Below are 16,172 nucleotides of genomic sequence, written 5' to 3' on the forward strand. Positions count from 1 at the left end.
TTCCCGCTTCCCGCTTCCCGCTTCCCGCTTCCCGCTTCCCGCTTCCCGCTTCCCGCTTCCCGAGACTACCAGTCCGGCACATTCTCGCGCAGGTCCGGCGTGTTCGTGAGGCGCGTCACGTCGCCGCCGTCGCGGTCCATCAGGTACAGGTCGAAGTTGCCGTCGCGGTTCGACAGGAAGACGTAGCGCTCGTCGTCCGACGACGGATTCGCGTAGTCGTCGCGCCCCTCCGCATCCGTCAGGCGTTCGTCGTCGACGCCGCTGACATCGTCCGACGCGAGCGGCCGGCGGAAAATGTCAGGCTCGTCGTTCGGCCCCGAGGGCGAGCGCGCATACGTCATGTACTCCTCGTCGAACGAGAAGTGCGGACAGACATCCGGCGATGGCGTCGACACGCGCACTGTCACGTCGCGCGTCGCCGGGCTCACCGACAGGATATCGATGCTCTGCGTGCCGTCGCCGATCGCGGCAAAGTAGATCTCCTGGCCGTCGCGCCGCCACGACGGGAACTCGACGAACTCGTACGGCCCCGCGAGGACCTGCTCATCGCTGCCGTCCGGGGCCAGGGTCGCCAGGAAATACTCCCCTCCTCGCAGCAGCGCGATCGCGATGCGCGATCCATCAGGCGCATACTTCGGGCTGCGCTCCGCCGCATCCAACGTGTTCGTCAGACGCTGCACATCGCTGCCGTCTGCCGCCATCGTGTAGACATCGGTGACATTGGGCGCCTGCCCCGCGTCCGAGATGTAGATGATCCGCTCGCGATCGACAGACCACGCCGGCTGCCCGTCGTAGCTCTCGCCCTGCGTGAGCTGCACCGATGCCTGCGTCTCCGAATCGACGCTATAGACGTTCGTGCGCGCGCCATCATTCGCCTCGTACACAATGTGGGCGTCCGCAGCATCGCCACCATCGCCGCCATCATCACCGCACGCAGCAAACATCACACTGGCGACCATCAGCGAAGCGAGGAGCGCCAAAGCGAGCGCAGCGCACGGCCACCGCCGGCCCAACCAATAAACCTCTGCGCCTCTGCGCCTCTGCGGTGAACCCCGACGACCGACGACCACCACCCTACATCCGCTCCGGCATCGACATTCCCATCAGCCCGAGCGCCCGCGCCAGCGTCACCTTCGCCGCGCGACAGAGATGCAGCCGCGCCTTCGACAGCTCCGGCGCCTCGTCGTCGATCACGCGGCACTCCGTGTAGAACTGGTGAAACGACGTCGCCAGCTCCTGCGCGTAGTGCGGCAGGTGATGTGGCTCGTGCTGCATCGCCATCAGGTGTACCAGCTCCGGCAGTTGCAGCATGCGACGCACAAGCTCCAGCTCCGCAGGATGCTGCAGCAGCGCGACGTCGGCCGCCTCGAACGCGATCTTGCGCTCCGTGGCGTTCGCCAGGATGCCGGCGATGCGCGCGTGCGCGTACTGCACGTAGAAGACGGGGTTCTCCGCCGACTGGCGCTTCGCAAGCTCCAGGTCGAACTCCATCTGGCTGTCAGCCGACCGCGCCAGGAAGAAGAAGCGCGCGGCATCGGCGCCCACTTCGTCGACGATATCGCGAATCAGCACGATGTTCCCCGAGCGCTTCGACAGCCGCACCAGCTCGTCGCCACGACGAAAACTGACGAGCTGGTAGATCAGAATATCGAGCCGCGCCGGATCGACGCCGATCGCCTGCACGCCGGCCTTCATGCGCGAGACATGCCCCTGGTGGTCCGCGCCCCACACGTCGATCACGCGGTCGAACTTGCGCCGCACGAACTTGTCGTAGTGATACGCGATGTCCGAAGCGAAGTACGTCGGGCGGCCCGTGCTGCGGATGACGACGTTGTCCTTGTCCTCGCCGAGTTCGGTGGACGCCAGCCACAGCGCGCCCTCCTTTTCGACGAGATAGCCCTTGTCGCGCAGCGTCTGCATCGCCGCGTCGTATACCGTCGCGCCGTCGACCTTGTTCTCGTACACCCAGCGCTCGCGGAACCACTGGTCGTACGTGATACCGAGGCGCCGCAGGTCGTCTTCGATGCCCTCGACAACGATATCGACGCCGCGCAGCACCATCTCCGAAGGCGGCTCATCGGCGGCGGCGAAGCGATCGCCCATCTCGTCGCGGATCCGCTTCGCGATGTCGATCATGTACTCGCCGGGATAGCCATCGGCCGGCACCTCGACGTTCTCGCCGAGCAGTTGCTTGTAGCGCGCGAGCAGCGTCCGTCCGAAGACCTCCGTCTGCGTGCCGGCGTCGTTCACCAGGTACTCGCGCTGCACGTCGTAGCCCGCCGCCGCCAGCACCGACGCCAGCACGCTGCCGATCGCGGCGCCGCGGCCGTTGCCCGCCGTCAGCGGCCCCGTCGGATTGGCGCTGACGAACTCCACCTGCACGCGCACGCCGTCGCCCAGCGCGATATTCCCGAACGTCTCGCCGGCAGCGACGATCGCGTTCACCTGCGCGCGCAGCCAGTCTTCGGACAGCCGGAAGTTGATGAAGCCCGGCGGCGCAACGTCCGCCGCGCTCACTTCAGCGCCGAGGTCGATCTTCGACGCGATCGCCGCCGCGATGTCCAGCGGCTTGCGGTTCGCGACGCGCGCCAGCAAGAGCGGCACATTCGTCGCGTAGTCGCCGTGCTCGGGCCGCCGCGGCCGTTCGATGACGATCTCCGGCAGCACGACCTGCGGCAGATCGCCGGCCGTCATGGCCGCTTGCGCCGCCTTTTCCACCATGCGAGCGAGGTCGTCGCGAATCATGTCCCGTCAAATGGAAAAGCGCGCTTCCCGATCAACCCGAGGACCTGGTCCACGGCGGCGCGCGCCTGCTCGATAACGTCGGCAGGGTAACTCATGGCCTTGCTGTGGTCGAGGAACTCATCTTCATCCAGCACGCGCGGCGCCTCCGTAGCGCGGGCTTTCAGCCCGCGACTCCCGTGCGACATATGCGTGGCGCGCGGCGGATTCGTAGCGCGGGCTTTCAGCCCGCGACCTTCGCGCACCGCACCTCCACCTCGGGGCTCCTCAGGGTCACGCTCATCGGTAAACCACGATATGTCCAGGTCGAGGTCGACCGTGTGAAACGACGCCCCGTCGAACTCCACCGGCGTCGCGATGTTCACGTAATACCACGTGCCGCCGTCGCGCTTCATCCGGCTGATATTGAACCAGCGGTCGTCGTATAGGTAGACGCTGCCGCCGTACTTCGCCGGCAGCGGGTCGGGGTCGTCCGACGGCTCCGGCGTGCAGCAGATCGGCTCCCCGGCGGCGAACGTCACCAGGTACAACGGCCCCTTGCGCAGCACAAACCGCGCCGGCCACCGACGGTGATACGACCCGTCGTATTTCGTGATGTGCACCGGCGTCTCACGGCCGATCAGCCCCTCGTCCATGCCGGTGAGTGTACTTGCGAGCCGCCGCTGGAACTCGCGCCGATGCTTGCTAGAATAGATCGGCGCCCCGCGCGGGCGCTGGTGAGTTTCCCTGTGGGCCGCTAGCTCAATTGGTAGAGCAGTTGACTCTTAATCAACCGGTTGAAGGTTCGAGTCCTTCGCGGCTCACCACATAGCAGTTCTCCAGTCGTTGCCGAATTCTACGAGAGCGTAGTGGAGGCGACGATTGGTGCGTTTTCAGGAGACCAACTTGGATACTAAAATGGTTGTTTTCAGTTAGCCGTTCGGAGAGCTAGCCAAACAGTTTCGTTGAAGAGACTTGTTTCGCGTTGCAGGTTAGCACCTCTGGCCACAAGCGCCCGCCGACTAGAGTCTGTGGTTGTAGGGTGGCCCGCCTTCCGATTTGCGGTTTAAGGCGAGTCCGCGCCTCCGGATATAGGAGTATTTCCCTTCAAGGATGGATCCACAGGTATATCAGCAACTGGCAGAAGACGGCATCCAGGAGTTGCTCGCTCGCGAGCATGCGGTAGCTTGGCTTGAGGTGGAAGCGAAGCTCGCTGAGACGCCCACCCAGAATGCTCCACGCGGACTGAATCCACATCATCTCCTAAACGCGAAGCGCGCACTGTTAGAGCGTGACGTACTAAAGGAGATCACGGAGCCCACCCGAGGCGGTCAGGTTATTCCCATCATCGTGCCTGCAGACACCAAGCGGGGAGAACGTGCAGTGCACGATGCCGCCGCGCGCAAACGCCTGTTGATGGCACGCTACCTGAGTTGGTCGGCAGCGCAAGGGAAAGTGCCCAATCTGATTGGCGTCGCCGGCGAGAGAGTGTGTCACGCGTCGCTGATGGAGGCGGCACCTGCGGGCTATGTCCTACTCAAGCCCAAGGGTGGGGAGATCGTATCTCTGTTCAACCGGGAGGTTCCGGGTGGAGCGCTGGATGACGCGGCACATCTTTTGCTCACGGACGACTCAGGGAAGCCAATCGGAACCGCGACCGTGCTCGTCGAAGTGAAGAATTTGCGCCACTGGATCTATCCGGAGTCAGCCGAACTCTACCAGCTTTTGGATAAGAGCGCGCGATTACAGCTGGCGAACCCTGACGTCCGGTTCGTCCCTGTGTTGGCCTTGAGGCGAGCGCATTACACCACATTCAGGATGGCGAAAGACCTTGGGTTCTTCATCGCTCAGGCGCGTGCTCAGTTCATTCTTCCCCGCAGCGAGGTGACGCCCGAAGCATTGAACGAGGTTCGGACTGAACTCGGATTCTTGGATCTTGAGAGGCGAGAGGCGAGCTATCCAACGCTCACTCGCGCGTTTTCGACATCGATCATGGCTGTAGCTGTCACCGCTTCGAACAAATTTAAGGCTGCCGCTGAGTTGACGGAGCACTTCCGAGAGTTGCGGATGCAGAAGGATACGAACATGCGACATGAAAGCATGGATCGCCTTCGAGAGGCCGCTGCTACTATCCAGGGTGTGAAAGGCGGCTGGTAAGTCGCGTTCCATGGTTCTGGGAATGGTAATGGTATTGCCCAAAGTGGCTCGGACGCTGAGCCCGCAGACCCGTGTCGTCATGGCGGCTCGCATGCCTCGAAGCGAACGTTCAGAACCGAGAGATAGTGGCAAGCCGCCACCGCTCTCAGAGGCGAGGCGAGTTCGCGAGCGTCTGAGTAGCGTTCGAGCGACACGAGCGATAAGAGGAACCCGTCTGCTAGCGCAGGCTCACAGACACTGGACAAAGTGTCCCAGATTGCGAACCCGCCATCTCTGACGATACCACAATCAAGCAAAGTGTCGGTTGCTCGGAGGGAGACGACGAACGGAGTGACTCCCCCTTCTTCCTCGTCGAGCTGGTCGTCGAGGGCACTTAAGAGATGGTCGGCGTCCCCCGCCAGGACCGTCGCTAATTCGAGTTCAACTCTGTCGAGGCTCGGAGGTGCCTTCGCGGTGAGAAAGCTCAGCGTAGCATCTCGCACATTCTCCGTGAGTTCCAGCGCGCCTGCGAAGTCAGCATTACGTGAAATCATTAACGCGACGCCGCTCCGCCCGCTGGACTCGGGCGGACTGGCTTCACTACACACGGCATTTATGCTCCTTGCGAGTTCACCGTTTAGCGTCTCCGCCGAGAAACAGGCGATTTCAACTTCCAGCGCATACCCGAAGGCAATGCGATCAGATCCCTCGCCCATGTCCTCGATCAGCTCGTCCAGTTCGGTCAGCAGATTGTTGGCATTCGCGTACAGACGTGCGGCCATGAAGGCTTGAAAGATCGCGTCTTCGTCGGCGTAACTCGCATCGTCGTCCGTCGAGTTGGGAGAAGGCTCTGCTTGGAGCGTTGGCTCACCGTTACCCTGCCGAGCCGAGTCGCTTGATGAGCAAGACTCAGACAGACCTACCGCCACCATGAGCGCAGAGTATAGAAGCATTGATCGTAGCTGCACGGTCGGTCCCTTCCCGTCTGTCGGGGAACACTCAATACATGCAAATAGTACGCGCAGCATAGACTTTAAAGAACATCTAATAAGACTTGCTTGGAAGTCCACAAACGTACGGTAGGAATCGGCAACGATATCGACGCGCTTTGGAGTCAGCGGCTCAACTCTTAATCAACCGGTTGAAGGTTCGAGTCCTTCGCGGCTCACCACTACGACATAAACGGGGCGAGGCTCTCGGGCCTCACCTTCGTTCGTTGTCAACTATCCCCAACAACAGCGCCGCGCATCGCTCGGAGTTCGCCCCCACCCCGGCGTACCATCGACCCGCAGGCGCCACGCCATGCCCGCAACAGCGCCGCGAGCGATATCCGCGGCCGATCAGGAACCATCATGCCGGTCGTGAAACTCCACTCTCCATCTCGCCGGATCAGCGGCCGGCGTTGCCCGCCGCCTTCGTCGCCCGCAGCACTCAATCAAAACGGACAATCAAGATCAGCTTCAAAACGCCGCACACACGGGCCGGGAATCGCAACCAATCAAGTTGCCGCCATCATCGCTGGCCGCACCGCCTGCGGCGGCGCTCGCGCCGCCACGCCGCGCTGCCGTACCCTCTACGACGGGGGCAACCACATGGGAGAGGTGCGATGACGACGAAGCTGGACATACCGACGACGCCGGCGGAGATCACGCCCGCATGGCTCACCGAAGCGCTGCGCGCCGGCGCAATCATCGGCGATGCATGCGTCACGTCGGTCGCGCACGAGGTGCTCGGGCAGGGCGCCGGCTTCATCGGCCAGATCGCGCGGCTGACGCTGACCTACGACCGCCCATCAGAAGGCGCCCCCACGACGCTCATCGCCAAGATGCCCGCGCTCGATCCCGGCGCGCGCGAGCTGGCCGCGCTGTACGGCCTCTACGAACGTGAGTACCGCTTCTACAACGAACTCGCCGGCGAGATCACCTTCCGCGTTGCCCGCTGCTACTACAGCGACGGTGACGCCGAAGCCGTGCGCTACGTGCTGCTGCTCGAAGACCTCTCGTCGAACGGCATTTGCGGCGACCAGGTGGCCGGCTGCACGTCCGAACAGGCGCGCACCGCGCTCGCGCATCTCGCCCTGCACCACGCGCGATGGTGGGGGCATCCGCGGCTGACGCAGATTCCCTGGCTGCAGCCCGGCATCGACCTCGTGAACGGGGCGATGCAGCACTCCTACCCGCAGGCGTGGGAAGCTGCGCTCGCCCGTTTCGGCGACCGCATCCCGCCACCCCTGCGCGCCGCCTTTCCGACGCTCGGCGAGCGCATCACGAAGCTCATGGCGTCGATCGCCGAAGAAAACACTATGACGATCGCCCACGGCGACTACCGCCTCGACAACATGTTCTTCGGCGAAGACGGCGCCGGCTACGAGCTGGCCGTGATCGACTGGCAGAGCCCGAACCAGGGCTGGGGTGCGTACGACATCGCCTACTTCCTCTACAGCAACGTCGATGTCGAGACGCGTCGCGCGCACGAGATGGCAATCCTGCGGGAGTACCACGACACGCTGGTCGCGAACGGCGTATCGGACTATTCGTTCGACGCGCTGGTTGAGGACTACAAGCGATCGCTGCTCGTCAGCCTGGGCATCTGGGTCGTCAACGCGGCGACCTTGGACACCGCCAACGAACGCGGACAAGCGCTGTTCGAGCTGTTCTTCGACCGGCTATCGACGGCCATCATGGACCACGACGCACTGGCGCTGCTGCCCGAGTGACCGCCGCCGCCGCCCGTCGGCGTCACTCGCTCGATGCGCCGAGTCGCTCGAGCAGCCCGGCGCGGATGGCCGGGCGCGTGCCGAAGGTCAGCAGGAACGTCGCCTCGCGGACCAGGCGTTGCGCGTGGTGCTCCCGCAACAGCGAGCGGCTGCCCGTCGCGACCGAGAGGGCGCCGGCCGCTCGAAGCGCCAGTTCGGTGGCGGCGGCGCGGGCTTGCGCCATCGTCTCGTCAGTGGCGGCGTCGAGCTGATTGCGGCGCGCGACCAGTTCCGCATCGAGCGGCGATGGGCCGATCAGCGCGCAGCAGCGACGAGCGACGCCGAGCGACAGCGAGCCGTTGAAGCGGCCACCGCCATCGTACGCGGGCGGCGCGATGTACGACTCGTCGGTGACGACGCGCTCCGCCGGCACGAAATGCCGCTCGAACGTCAGCTCCACCGTGGCGCTCGCGTTCGCGCCGACCAGGTGCAGCCGGCGCGCTGAGAGCGTCGCACAGGCAGCCCCATCGACGAGCGCGCGCACGAGGCGGCGATCGGAGGAGAGTGCGGACGTAAGGAGGATGTCGTTGCGACCCCAGCCCGTGACCCACTGCGCCACGCCATCGAACATCCAGCCACCTTCGACGCGTTCGGCGCGCACGTGCGGCCGGTCCGCGCGAAAGGCGCTCAGCGCGATGCCAGCGCGGACGTCGCCGGAGCAGAGCCGCGGCAGCCATCGCTCGCGCAGCGCTGCATCCTTCGAAGCGGACAGCAGCCATACCGGGCCGAGATGCTGCGCCCAGACAAACGTCGTCGTAAGGCAGCCGCTCGCCAGCGTCTCAACGACGGCGCAGGCCGTCGGAAAGTCCGCGCCGAGGCCGCCGCAGTCAGTGGGGCCGGTCAGGCCATACAAGCCGCGACCGGCGAAGGCATCGAGGTGCGACTGCGGGACGAGATCAGCGGCGTCGGTCTCGATAGCTGTGGGGAACAGCAGCTCATCGGCAAGTTCGCGCGCCGTATCGACGATCGATGCAATCATGTTCGAGCGCAGTCTATCCCCGGCCCAATCATCCGGTCGCCGGATAGTCCGGGGCCTCGTGTGATTTGACCTGATACCAAGTCTCGTTTAGAGTGACACTCGGTCTCAATTAAGGAAACGACATGTCCGACATCGACATCATCATCGAGCGACTGGAGATGCGAGGTCACCGCCTGACCGCGAGCCGGCGGCGGGTCATCGACGCGGTGCTGGCCCAGGCATCGCATTTCACGGTCGATGACGTCCTGGGCGATGCGCGCAAGGTCGGCCGCGCGACCGTCTTCCGCACGATGAAGCTGCTGACGGATCTCAACGTCGTCTGCCGCGTGCTGATGGACGACGGCACCCTGCACTATCGCGTCAGCGCCCGCGGACATCATCATCACCTGGTCTGCCGCGATTGCGGGCGCGTCGAAGACTTCACCACGTGCGACGTGACCTCGCTGGTGAACGAACTGGCGAAGAACACGCAGTACGAGATCGAAGGTCATTGGCTGGAGGTCTACGGCCGCTGCCAATCTTGCCGCATCCTCAAGGGCAAGAAGGTGCCCGTTGCCTAAGTCCCTGACCGAGGCCATGCCGGCGCCCGCCAACCATGGGGACTGCCTGGTACTCCGCCACGTTGCGCTCGCATATGGAAGTACGGTCGTGCTGCGCGGCCTGAACGCCGACATTCCCCGCGCCGAGATGGTGAGCATCGTCGGACCGAATGGATCTGGCAAGAGCACGCTCCTGAAATCGATTGCGGGGTTGCTGCCCATCGTCGAAGGCACGGTGACGCTGTTCGATGAGCCGATCCGTCGCGTGAGACATCGCATCTCATACGTGCCGCAGCGCGAGGAGGTCGACTGGACGTTCCCGGTGTCCGTACGCGACGTCGTGGCGATGGGGCGGCACGCCGTGAAGGGTTGGATCGCCCCGCTGCGCGCCGACGACCACGAACGGATCGCCGAAGCCATGCGGCGCCTCGACATCGAAGACCTGGCTGACAGGCAGATCGGCGCGCTCTCCGGCGGTCAGCAACGACGCGCGTTCCTGGCTCGCGCCATCGCGCAGGATGCTGACCTGTTTCTCCTCGACGAACCGATGGGCGGCGTCGATGCGGCCACGCACGATCGCATTCTCGAGCTTTTCGACGAGTGGAGGAGTCACGGGAAGATCGTGCTGCAAGCGACACATACGACGATCCACGGCGGATCGATGATCGTGCTCCGCACGACGCGCGATCAGGTGATCGAAGAGCACATGCTGCACCATGCCGATGAAGCGGGTGCGCACCATGATTGACTGGCTGATCGATCCCCTGAGGGACGACGGGTTCCGGCGCGCCATGCTCGATGTCCTCGCGGTTTCGATCGTCGCCGGCGTCGTTGGCACGTTCATCGTGCTGCGCGGCACAGCGTTCCTTGGTGATGCCCTGGCGCACGCTGTCTTTCCGGGCATCGTCATCGCGTTTCTTATCGGCAGCAGCCTGCTTATCGGCGCGCTGATCGCGGGGGTGGTGACGACGCTGCTAATCGCGGGGCTGACGGCGAACCGCCGCGTCCCCAGCGACACGGCGATAGGAGTGATCTTCACAGGAGCGTTCGCGCTCGGCGTCGTGCTGATCTCGGAGGAGACGATCGAAGGCGAGGAATTAGAGCACATCCTGTTCGGCGATCCGCTAAACGCGACATGGAACGACGTGACGCTGACACTCGCCATCGGTGCGGCGGTCGTTGCATCGGTGATCGTGCTACGGCGCCTGTTCGTCGCCGGCTCGTTCGACCCTTCCGGCGCCCGCGCGATGGGCCTTCACACCGTGATGCTCGACATGCTGCTGCTTGGATTCACGGCGCTGACCGTCGTGATCGCGTTCAAAGCAGTCGGCAATATCCTCGTGATCGCGCTGCTGGTGACGCCGGCCGCGACGGCCCGATTGTTCGTCGATCGGCTGCTCCACATGATGGCAGGTTCGGTGGCGGCCGCCTGTATGGCGAGTGTCGTGGGACTGTACATCGGCCATCATGGCGACGTGTCTCCGGGGGGCGCGATCGTGCTCGTATCGACGGCCGGGTTCGCGCTGGCGTGGCTGTTTGCGCCGCGACACGGCGTGCTTTCGCAATCGTTCCCGTGGGAGCGGGCGCGTCTGCGCAGCGAGCCGGCCGAGGCCGTGGCCGAGGTCATCATCGAGTCGCGGCGAATCCAGGAGCCTCATGCCGGGTAGCCGGCTTCACGTTATGTGCGCTGGCCGCAAGCCGCCGTGCCGCGTCATCATGGAGCTGTGATGAAACGCGCCGCGTGCGTCGTGGCCATCTGCGTTTCGGCGATCTTTGCGCTCCTCGCGATCGCTTGCGGCTCCGGTGACGCCTCGACACGGGGAGGCGTCACCGTCGAGCCAATCGCGTCGCGCACCGCTCCGATACCGTTGGGGGGGAAGCCCGCAGCACCGGCGCCGTCGCCGACGCCGGAGCAGCCCGACCCGCCGACGATAGCGCCGGAGCCGGTTGCGCCACAGATGACGTCATCCACGCCCGCCCAGCCGCCGACAAGTACGCCGGCACCCGCCGGCCCACCTCGGGCGGGGCGATGGATCGACGTCGATGTGACGAACTTCGTCGTGCGGACGATGGACGGTGAGGCGGTCGTGCAGGAGTTCGGTCAGGTCGCCGTCGGCGAGCAGGTCGACACCGGCGCATACCTATCGACACAGACCGGACTCTTCGCGGTACACGCCAAGACTGAGGGTCTTGCATACGACGCGCCGTTCGATACGTACATCAGCCATTGGATCGGCTTCGATCCGGCGAAGGACAATGGCTTTCATTCGTTGCTGAAAGATGCGGGCGGAGCGGTCGTCGATGCGTCGACAGGACGTGTGTCGAACGGCTGCATCCGCGTCCCGGGCGTTGAAGCCCTGTTCGCGTTCGCGGAGTTGGGGATGCCCGTGTACGTGCACCTCTAGTCCACGCGGCGGGCCGCGACGTCCATCGCTGGCGCCTGCCAACCACCTAACGCAGCTTCGAGCTGCGCCGCGACCGCGAGCGCGATATCGTCGCGCCATGGAGGCGCGGCGATCTGCACGGCGATCGGCTGGCCATCCGGCGACGTGCCGCAGCGTCGCGCGCTCGGCCATGCCCGCCGCACAAATCGCGTCGTCTGTCTCGATCCAGTCCTTCACGGTAAACGGCACACCGTGCAGCGGACCGACTCATCGCCGCGCGCGAGCGCATCGTCGGCTGCACGTGCCCGGGCGAGTGCTGCGTCAGCCGTCAGTTGGACGAGCGCATGCAACTGGGAGTTCACTTCGTCGATGCGGCGCAGGTGAGCCTCGACGACCTCAACGGAGGAGACCGAACGCTCGCGGATCATGCGCGCGAGGACGGTCGCGGACAGAATGTGGAAATCGCCGGCTGTCACATCATTTGCCCGCGAGCTTCGCGACGATCGGCGCGGTCTGTTCAAAGACGTCACCCGAGAAGGCGACGTATGAGAATCCGTATTCGTCGCGGCGGCGCTGCAATTCATCGACGATCTCGTCGACGCTGCCGATGAGCGCGTGCGGGGCGCGCGGCAGTTCTTCGGCGGTCGTGCCGAAGCCGGTCGCGACGCGCTCGGCGATCTTCGATGCATCGTCGGTCACGATCGTCGCGAAGATCGTCACGTTGAGTTCTATGTCCTTAAAGCGGGATCCGGCGGCGTCGCGGATCCAACCGATCTTCTCCCTGGTCGCCTCTGCCGTGCCCGTGGCCATCGTCGCAGCGCCGACAGCGCCCTCTTGCAGGTTGAAGTTGACGCTGATGATGTCGGCCTCGCGCGCGGCGAAGCGCAGCACGCGTTTGCCGCCGCCGCCGATCATGATCGGCGGGTGCGGCTTTTGCACAGGCTTCGGCAGGCCGTTCGCGTTCGTGACGGTGTAATGGTCACCGCTAAAGCTGAATGACTCCTCGCCAAACAGGCCCTTCATGATCTTGACGGACTCCTGTAGACGGCTCACACGCCCGCCCGGCGTATCGTAGGCGATGCCTGACGCATCGTAATCCGTGGTCATCCAGCCGGCACCGATGCCAATTTCGACACGGCCGCCCGAGAGCACGTCCAGGGTGGCGATTTCCTTCGCCAACACAAGTGGATGCTTGAAGTCATTGTCGAGCACGAGTCCGCCGACACGCAGGGTGGTTGTCGCATCGGCCGCCGCCATGAACGCCGGAAGCGGCGAGAGCTGATCGCCGAAGTGGTCGGGCATGAGCAGCGCCGAGAACCCGAGGTCTTCGATCTTGCGGGCCTTCTCGCGCCAGGCATCGCCCGATGGCGCGTTCGAGGTCTGGATGGCGAATCTAAATGGTCGCTGGGCCATCGGGTGCATGCTCCTTCGTGGGCCCTCGGTGGGCGGTACGACCAAGATGATAGGCGAGGCGCCGATTAGAAGCTCGGCGCGGTACGTGCAGGCGACATCCGTCGGTTGCGCCCGCTGGCGGAGGAGGGAACAAGTCGCCCGCCGCAGGCGTCTGTCTCCATAGCAGGGCCTTCAACTGCGAGGAGGACGACCATGCAAAGAGTCATAGTGACGTGCTTTAGCCTCATCATCGCGGCGGGGATCGCGGTGCTTGTTCAACCCGTGGCGGCGCTCGCGTGCGCCGGTCTCATCGGGTCGAACGGTGCCGTCAACTTGGGCCGGACGACGACGCTCGCCGCGTACAGCGATGGCGTCCAGCATTACGTGACGGCGTTCGAGTTCCAGGGTGGCGGCGGCGAGTTCGGCACGCTGATCCCGCTGCCCGGCGTGCCGACCAACGTCGAGCGCGGTGGCGCGTGGACGTTGCAGCGCCTGCAACAGGAGACGCGCCCGCCGCAGGAGGCCTTCGCGCTTTCCGCCGACAGCACCGGGGCAGCGCGCGGGGCGGAAGTGCTCCAGGAAGTCCGGATCGACGCACTGGACATTACGGTACTCAAGGGCGGCGGCCCCGACGTGGCGGTGTGGGCGGAGGAGCACGGTTTCCGGCTGTCGCCCGACGCCCCGGAAGTGCTGGAGTTCTATGCAAGCCGCAGTCCGATCTTCCTGGCGGCGGTCTTCGACGGCGACGCGGCGGCGGCACGCGGCCAACAGGTCGGCGACGGCACGCCGGTCCACATCACGATCCCGACGGACAATCCGTGGGTGCCGCTGCGCATCCTGGCACTCGGCAAGCAGCCGGGGGACGGCGTGGCGGCCGACGTCTTCCTGCTGACCGATGACGAGCCTGCACTTCTGCCCGGATTCCGCGCCGGCCTCGACCGCACGCACAATGCGCCCGCCAGCGAGACATTGCTCAACGACCTGCGGTCGGATGAAGGCATGGGCTGGGTGCCGGAGTCGGCCTGGCTGACCAAGTTGCGCATCGATAGTACCGCCGAAGACATGACCTACGACCTGGCGGTAGACACGACCGAAGCAAGGAGCCCCTCGCTGGTGGCCGCCGGCCTGCGGGCACCCGAGTTCGTGCTGCGCCCGAATGCGAGTGAGGACGCGACGCAGACGTGGCTTGTCATGGGGGCACTGGGCGCACTGTTGCTCGTGGTGGTATCGGCGGGGCTGCGCCAGGCGCGAACGTCGCGATGATCGCGCGGAGGGCGCTGTCGGCCTTTGCCGTAGCGGCGATCTCGCTATTGGCGATCGCGTGCGGCGGCGACGCCCAGCGCGAGACGGTCGAGATCAGGTTCTCGAGCTTTGGGCCGGCAGTGATCGAAGCGCGAGCCGGCGAGCCGCTCACCATCGCGCTGCGCAACGGCGATCCCATCGAGCACGAGTGGCTCGTCGGAGACGCGGCGATGCATGAACGGCACCGGGCGGGCACGGAAGCGCACCACGACACCATCCCGACGGAAGTCACGATCCCGGCGATGGAAACGCGCGTCACAACGGTGACCTTCGACGAGCCGGGTGACTACAAGTTCATCTGCCATCTGCCGGGGCACGAGGCGTATGGGATGGTCGGCCTGCTGCGGATCACGTAGCGCTAACGCCAACAACACAAGAGGGACGAGCCGATGGCTCGTCCCTCTCAGATCCTTCGAGAAAGCAGCGCTACTCGATCAGCTTCGTGAAGTGCACCGAAGCATCGGGGTCGAATGCGCCTGCGAGCGCGCCCGTGGTCAGTTCGGCGTTGACGACGCGCGCCTTGATCTCGCAGCTATTGCCGCTGCACTTGTCATCTTCGTAGCCCTCAAGGAACAGGAGCGCGAACCGCAAGATCGTCACCGGGTCCGACGATCCGTTCCCGAATCCGTCGATCACCGGAATGATGATCACCCTGCGGCTGCAGGCTGCGCTGGAAGGCGCAGGCGGACAAGCACCGGGATCCAGCCATGGGTTGCAGTCCGGGTTTAGCGCATAGAGATCGGCGCCGCCACCCGAAGGCGCGGTTATGGGCGTGTCCGGCGGGCCGCCGGGGGTATTCGTCGGGCCGGGCGTGTTCGTGGGCAGCGGCGTGTTCGTCGGGATACCCGGCGTGTTTGTCGGGGTGTCGGTCTTCTTCGCGAGCGGAGCGCTCGCCATACGGCCGCCGCTCGCGCCGGCCTCGCTCACAACGTACGCGCCGACATCGATGAAGTTGTACGCGGACAGCGGCGAGAAGACATCGTCGAACGATTCACATTCGGGGCTCGTGTGGTCAATTCGGAAGTCAACGGCGTCGCGCGTAGGGCCAGTCATGTTGCCCGTCTTGGGCTGGCACTCGGGGCCGTCGCACTCGGGCGCGGACTCTTCGCAGTCGGGGCCGGGGCACAGCTCGGTGCTGCATCCGGGCGTCGTGGCGGCGCAGACTTCGGTCGTGCTGCCGTACTTCGCCGACTCTTCGTAATCGCTGGCGCCGTTACCGTCGATGCGGATCGCGCCGAAGTTGCCGTTCGATCCGCCATTCGAGTCGTACTTCACGGTGACGAGCGAGCCCGGCGTGGATGCGTCGAGTGTCTCCTGCGTGATCGACCATGGCACGACGCCGGCCGCGCCGCCGAAGGAGAACTTCGCTGCGGCGGCACCCGCGCCGACATCACGCTCCTCGACGCCCAGCACGCGGATGAAAGAGAACTCGTGCGGTCGCGTGATCGTCACGCTGACCCGCGGATCGACGCTGCCTCCGCTCACGATGACCGTGAAGTCGTTGACGTCGGGGCCATTTCGCTCAGCCCAATCGTCTGCGACGGCCTCCGCAGCGGTTTGATCGGGGAGTTCCTGCGCGGCCGCCAGGGCGATCGCATCAGCGGAGTTCTGGAGGTGCCGGCGCTCGCTGGCGTAGGCCCCGTAGTCGACGGCGAGGCCGGCCATACCGACCAGGACGGGCAGCAGCGCGGCCGTGATGATCAGCGCCTGCCCACGCTCGCTGAGCGGGCGCAATAGCCGTTCGATGATGCTCATGCCGCCCACTCCAGCCTGACATCGAACGATGAGGAAGAGGGGCGACAAGGCGAAAGAACGCCATTACGCAGCTTCGCTGCGGCCCACAGAGTCAGGAATCCCCATCTGGCGACGCAGCCCATCCGGCGGGCGGGCCTACGCATCACCTATCGGAATTATCGGCAGGAGTGGGTGGAAGTCTGGAGCCGCCTTGTGCGAGGCTCTCCCCG

17 protein-coding genes and 1 tRNA gene are annotated in these 16,172 nt (G+C 65.0%); 9 read left to right on the forward strand and 9 right to left on the reverse strand.

Features of this window, described 5'->3' with window-relative positions; genetic code table 11:
- Window positions 1–65: 65 nt before the first annotated feature.
- The 3 genes from WEB52_04060 to WEB52_04070 all read right to left on the reverse strand — a co-directional run bounded on the left by WEB52_04060 (window position 66) and on the right by WEB52_04070 (window position 3,377).
- On the reverse strand, window positions 66–959 hold the full coding sequence (locus tag WEB52_04060; GenBank protein ID MEX2225608.1) for a hypothetical protein: 894 nt from the start codon (window positions 957–959) through the stop codon (window positions 66–68).
- Window positions 960–1,074: 115 nt separating this feature from the next.
- On the reverse strand, window positions 1,075–2,745 hold the full coding sequence (gene argS / locus WEB52_04065) for an arginine--tRNA ligase (protein ID MEX2225609.1): 1,671 nt from the start codon (window positions 2,743–2,745) through the stop codon (window positions 1,075–1,077).
- Window positions 2,742–3,377: a DUF402 domain-containing protein gene (locus WEB52_04070; GenBank protein MEX2225610.1), complete on the reverse strand. Its 636-nt coding sequence runs from the start codon at window positions 3,375–3,377 to the stop codon at window positions 2,742–2,744. Before WEB52_04070 ends, argS begins: the two co-directional genes overlap by 4 nt.
- Before the next feature lie 95 nt (window positions 3,378–3,472).
- Between WEB52_04070 and WEB52_04075 the strand changes: the two genes are divergently transcribed.
- Window positions 3,473–3,548, forward strand: a tRNA-Lys gene (locus tag WEB52_04075).
- A gap of 286 nt (window positions 3,549–3,834) precedes the next feature.
- The gene (locus WEB52_04080) at window positions 3,835–4,878 is read left to right on the forward strand and encodes a hypothetical protein (GenBank protein ID MEX2225611.1); all 1,044 of its coding nucleotides are present in this window, start codon (window positions 3,835–3,837) and stop codon (window positions 4,876–4,878) included.
- 77 nt (window positions 4,879–4,955) lie between these two features.
- Here the strand turns inward: WEB52_04080 and WEB52_04085 are convergent, their stop codons facing one another.
- Window positions 4,956–5,789, reverse strand: a complete 834-nt coding sequence (locus WEB52_04085) for a hypothetical protein (protein ID MEX2225612.1) — start codon at window positions 5,787–5,789, stop codon at window positions 4,956–4,958.
- Window positions 5,790–6,463: 674 nt separating this feature from the next.
- On the opposite strand from WEB52_04085, the gene WEB52_04090 reads away from it, so the two are divergent.
- Complete coding sequence (locus WEB52_04090) at window positions 6,464–7,573, forward strand: oxidoreductase family protein (GenBank protein MEX2225613.1); 1,110 nt, start codon at window positions 6,464–6,466, stop codon at window positions 7,571–7,573.
- Window positions 7,574–7,595: 22 nt separating this feature from the next.
- Here WEB52_04090 and WEB52_04095 read toward each other — a convergent pair whose 3' ends face one another.
- Window positions 7,596–8,591 carry an acyl-CoA dehydrogenase family protein gene (locus WEB52_04095; protein MEX2225614.1) on the reverse strand — a complete coding sequence of 332 codons (996 nt, stop codon included), beginning with the start codon at window positions 8,589–8,591 and terminating at the stop codon, window positions 7,596–7,598.
- A gap of 122 nt (window positions 8,592–8,713) precedes the next feature.
- Here WEB52_04095 and WEB52_04100 point away from each other — a divergent pair, with 122 nt between their 5' ends.
- The 4 genes from WEB52_04100 to WEB52_04115 are packed head-to-tail and all read left to right on the forward strand — an operon-like array spanning window position 8,714 to window position 11,535.
- Complete coding sequence (locus WEB52_04100; GenBank protein MEX2225615.1) at window positions 8,714–9,151, forward strand: Fur family transcriptional regulator; 438 nt, start codon at window positions 8,714–8,716, stop codon at window positions 9,149–9,151.
- Window positions 9,144–9,878: an ABC transporter ATP-binding protein gene (locus WEB52_04105; GenBank protein MEX2225616.1), complete on the forward strand. Its 735-nt coding sequence runs from the start codon at window positions 9,144–9,146 to the stop codon at window positions 9,876–9,878. The genes WEB52_04100 and WEB52_04105 overlap by 8 nt, the downstream gene beginning before the upstream one ends.
- Complete coding sequence (locus WEB52_04110) at window positions 9,847–10,797, forward strand: metal ABC transporter permease (GenBank protein ID MEX2225617.1); 951 nt, start codon at window positions 9,847–9,849, stop codon at window positions 10,795–10,797. The genes WEB52_04105 and WEB52_04110 overlap by 32 nt, the downstream gene beginning before the upstream one ends.
- 60 nt (window positions 10,798–10,857) lie before the next feature.
- Entirely contained in the window at window positions 10,858–11,535 is a 678-nt protein-coding gene (locus WEB52_04115) for a L,D-transpeptidase (protein MEX2225618.1), read from the forward strand.
- Here WEB52_04115 and WEB52_04120 read toward each other — a convergent pair.
- Genes WEB52_04120 through WEB52_04130 form a run of 3 tightly spaced genes read right to left on the reverse strand, consistent with a single transcriptional unit; the run spans window position 11,532 to window position 12,927 of the window.
- On the reverse strand, window positions 11,532–11,717 hold the full coding sequence (locus tag WEB52_04120; protein ID MEX2225619.1) for a hypothetical protein: 186 nt from the start codon (window positions 11,715–11,717) through the stop codon (window positions 11,532–11,534). The two genes, WEB52_04115 and WEB52_04120, sit on opposite strands and share 4 nt — an antisense overlap.
- 30 nt (window positions 11,718–11,747) lie before the next feature.
- Entirely contained in the window at window positions 11,748–11,942 is a 195-nt protein-coding gene (locus WEB52_04125) for a hypothetical protein (protein ID MEX2225620.1), read from the reverse strand.
- A 49-nt stretch (window positions 11,943–11,991) separates the two neighbouring features.
- Window positions 11,992–12,927 (reverse strand): LLM class F420-dependent oxidoreductase, encoded by a 936-nt coding sequence (locus tag WEB52_04130; GenBank protein ID MEX2225621.1) that lies wholly within the window; start codon window positions 12,925–12,927, stop codon window positions 11,992–11,994.
- A gap of 192 nt (window positions 12,928–13,119) precedes the next feature.
- Here WEB52_04130 and WEB52_04135 point away from each other — a divergent pair, with 192 nt between their 5' ends.
- Entirely contained in the window at window positions 13,120–14,169 is a 1,050-nt protein-coding gene (locus WEB52_04135) for a DUF2330 domain-containing protein (GenBank protein ID MEX2225622.1), read from the forward strand.
- The gene (locus WEB52_04140) at window positions 14,166–14,564 is read left to right on the forward strand and encodes a cupredoxin domain-containing protein (GenBank protein MEX2225623.1); all 399 of its coding nucleotides are present in this window, start codon (window positions 14,166–14,168) and stop codon (window positions 14,562–14,564) included. Before WEB52_04135 ends, WEB52_04140 begins: the two co-directional genes overlap by 4 nt.
- Before the next feature lie 70 nt (window positions 14,565–14,634).
- On the opposite strand, the gene WEB52_04145 is transcribed toward WEB52_04140, so the two are convergent.
- The gene (locus WEB52_04145; protein MEX2225624.1) at window positions 14,635–15,963 is read right to left on the reverse strand and encodes a pilus assembly protein TadG-related protein; all 1,329 of its coding nucleotides are present in this window, start codon (window positions 15,961–15,963) and stop codon (window positions 14,635–14,637) included.
- Window positions 15,964–16,172 lie beyond the last annotated feature (209 nt).

It is taken from the genome of Dehalococcoidia bacterium, assembly GCA_040902535.1.
Lineage (GTDB): Bacteria > Chloroflexota > Dehalococcoidia > DSTF01 > JACRBR01 > JBBDXD01.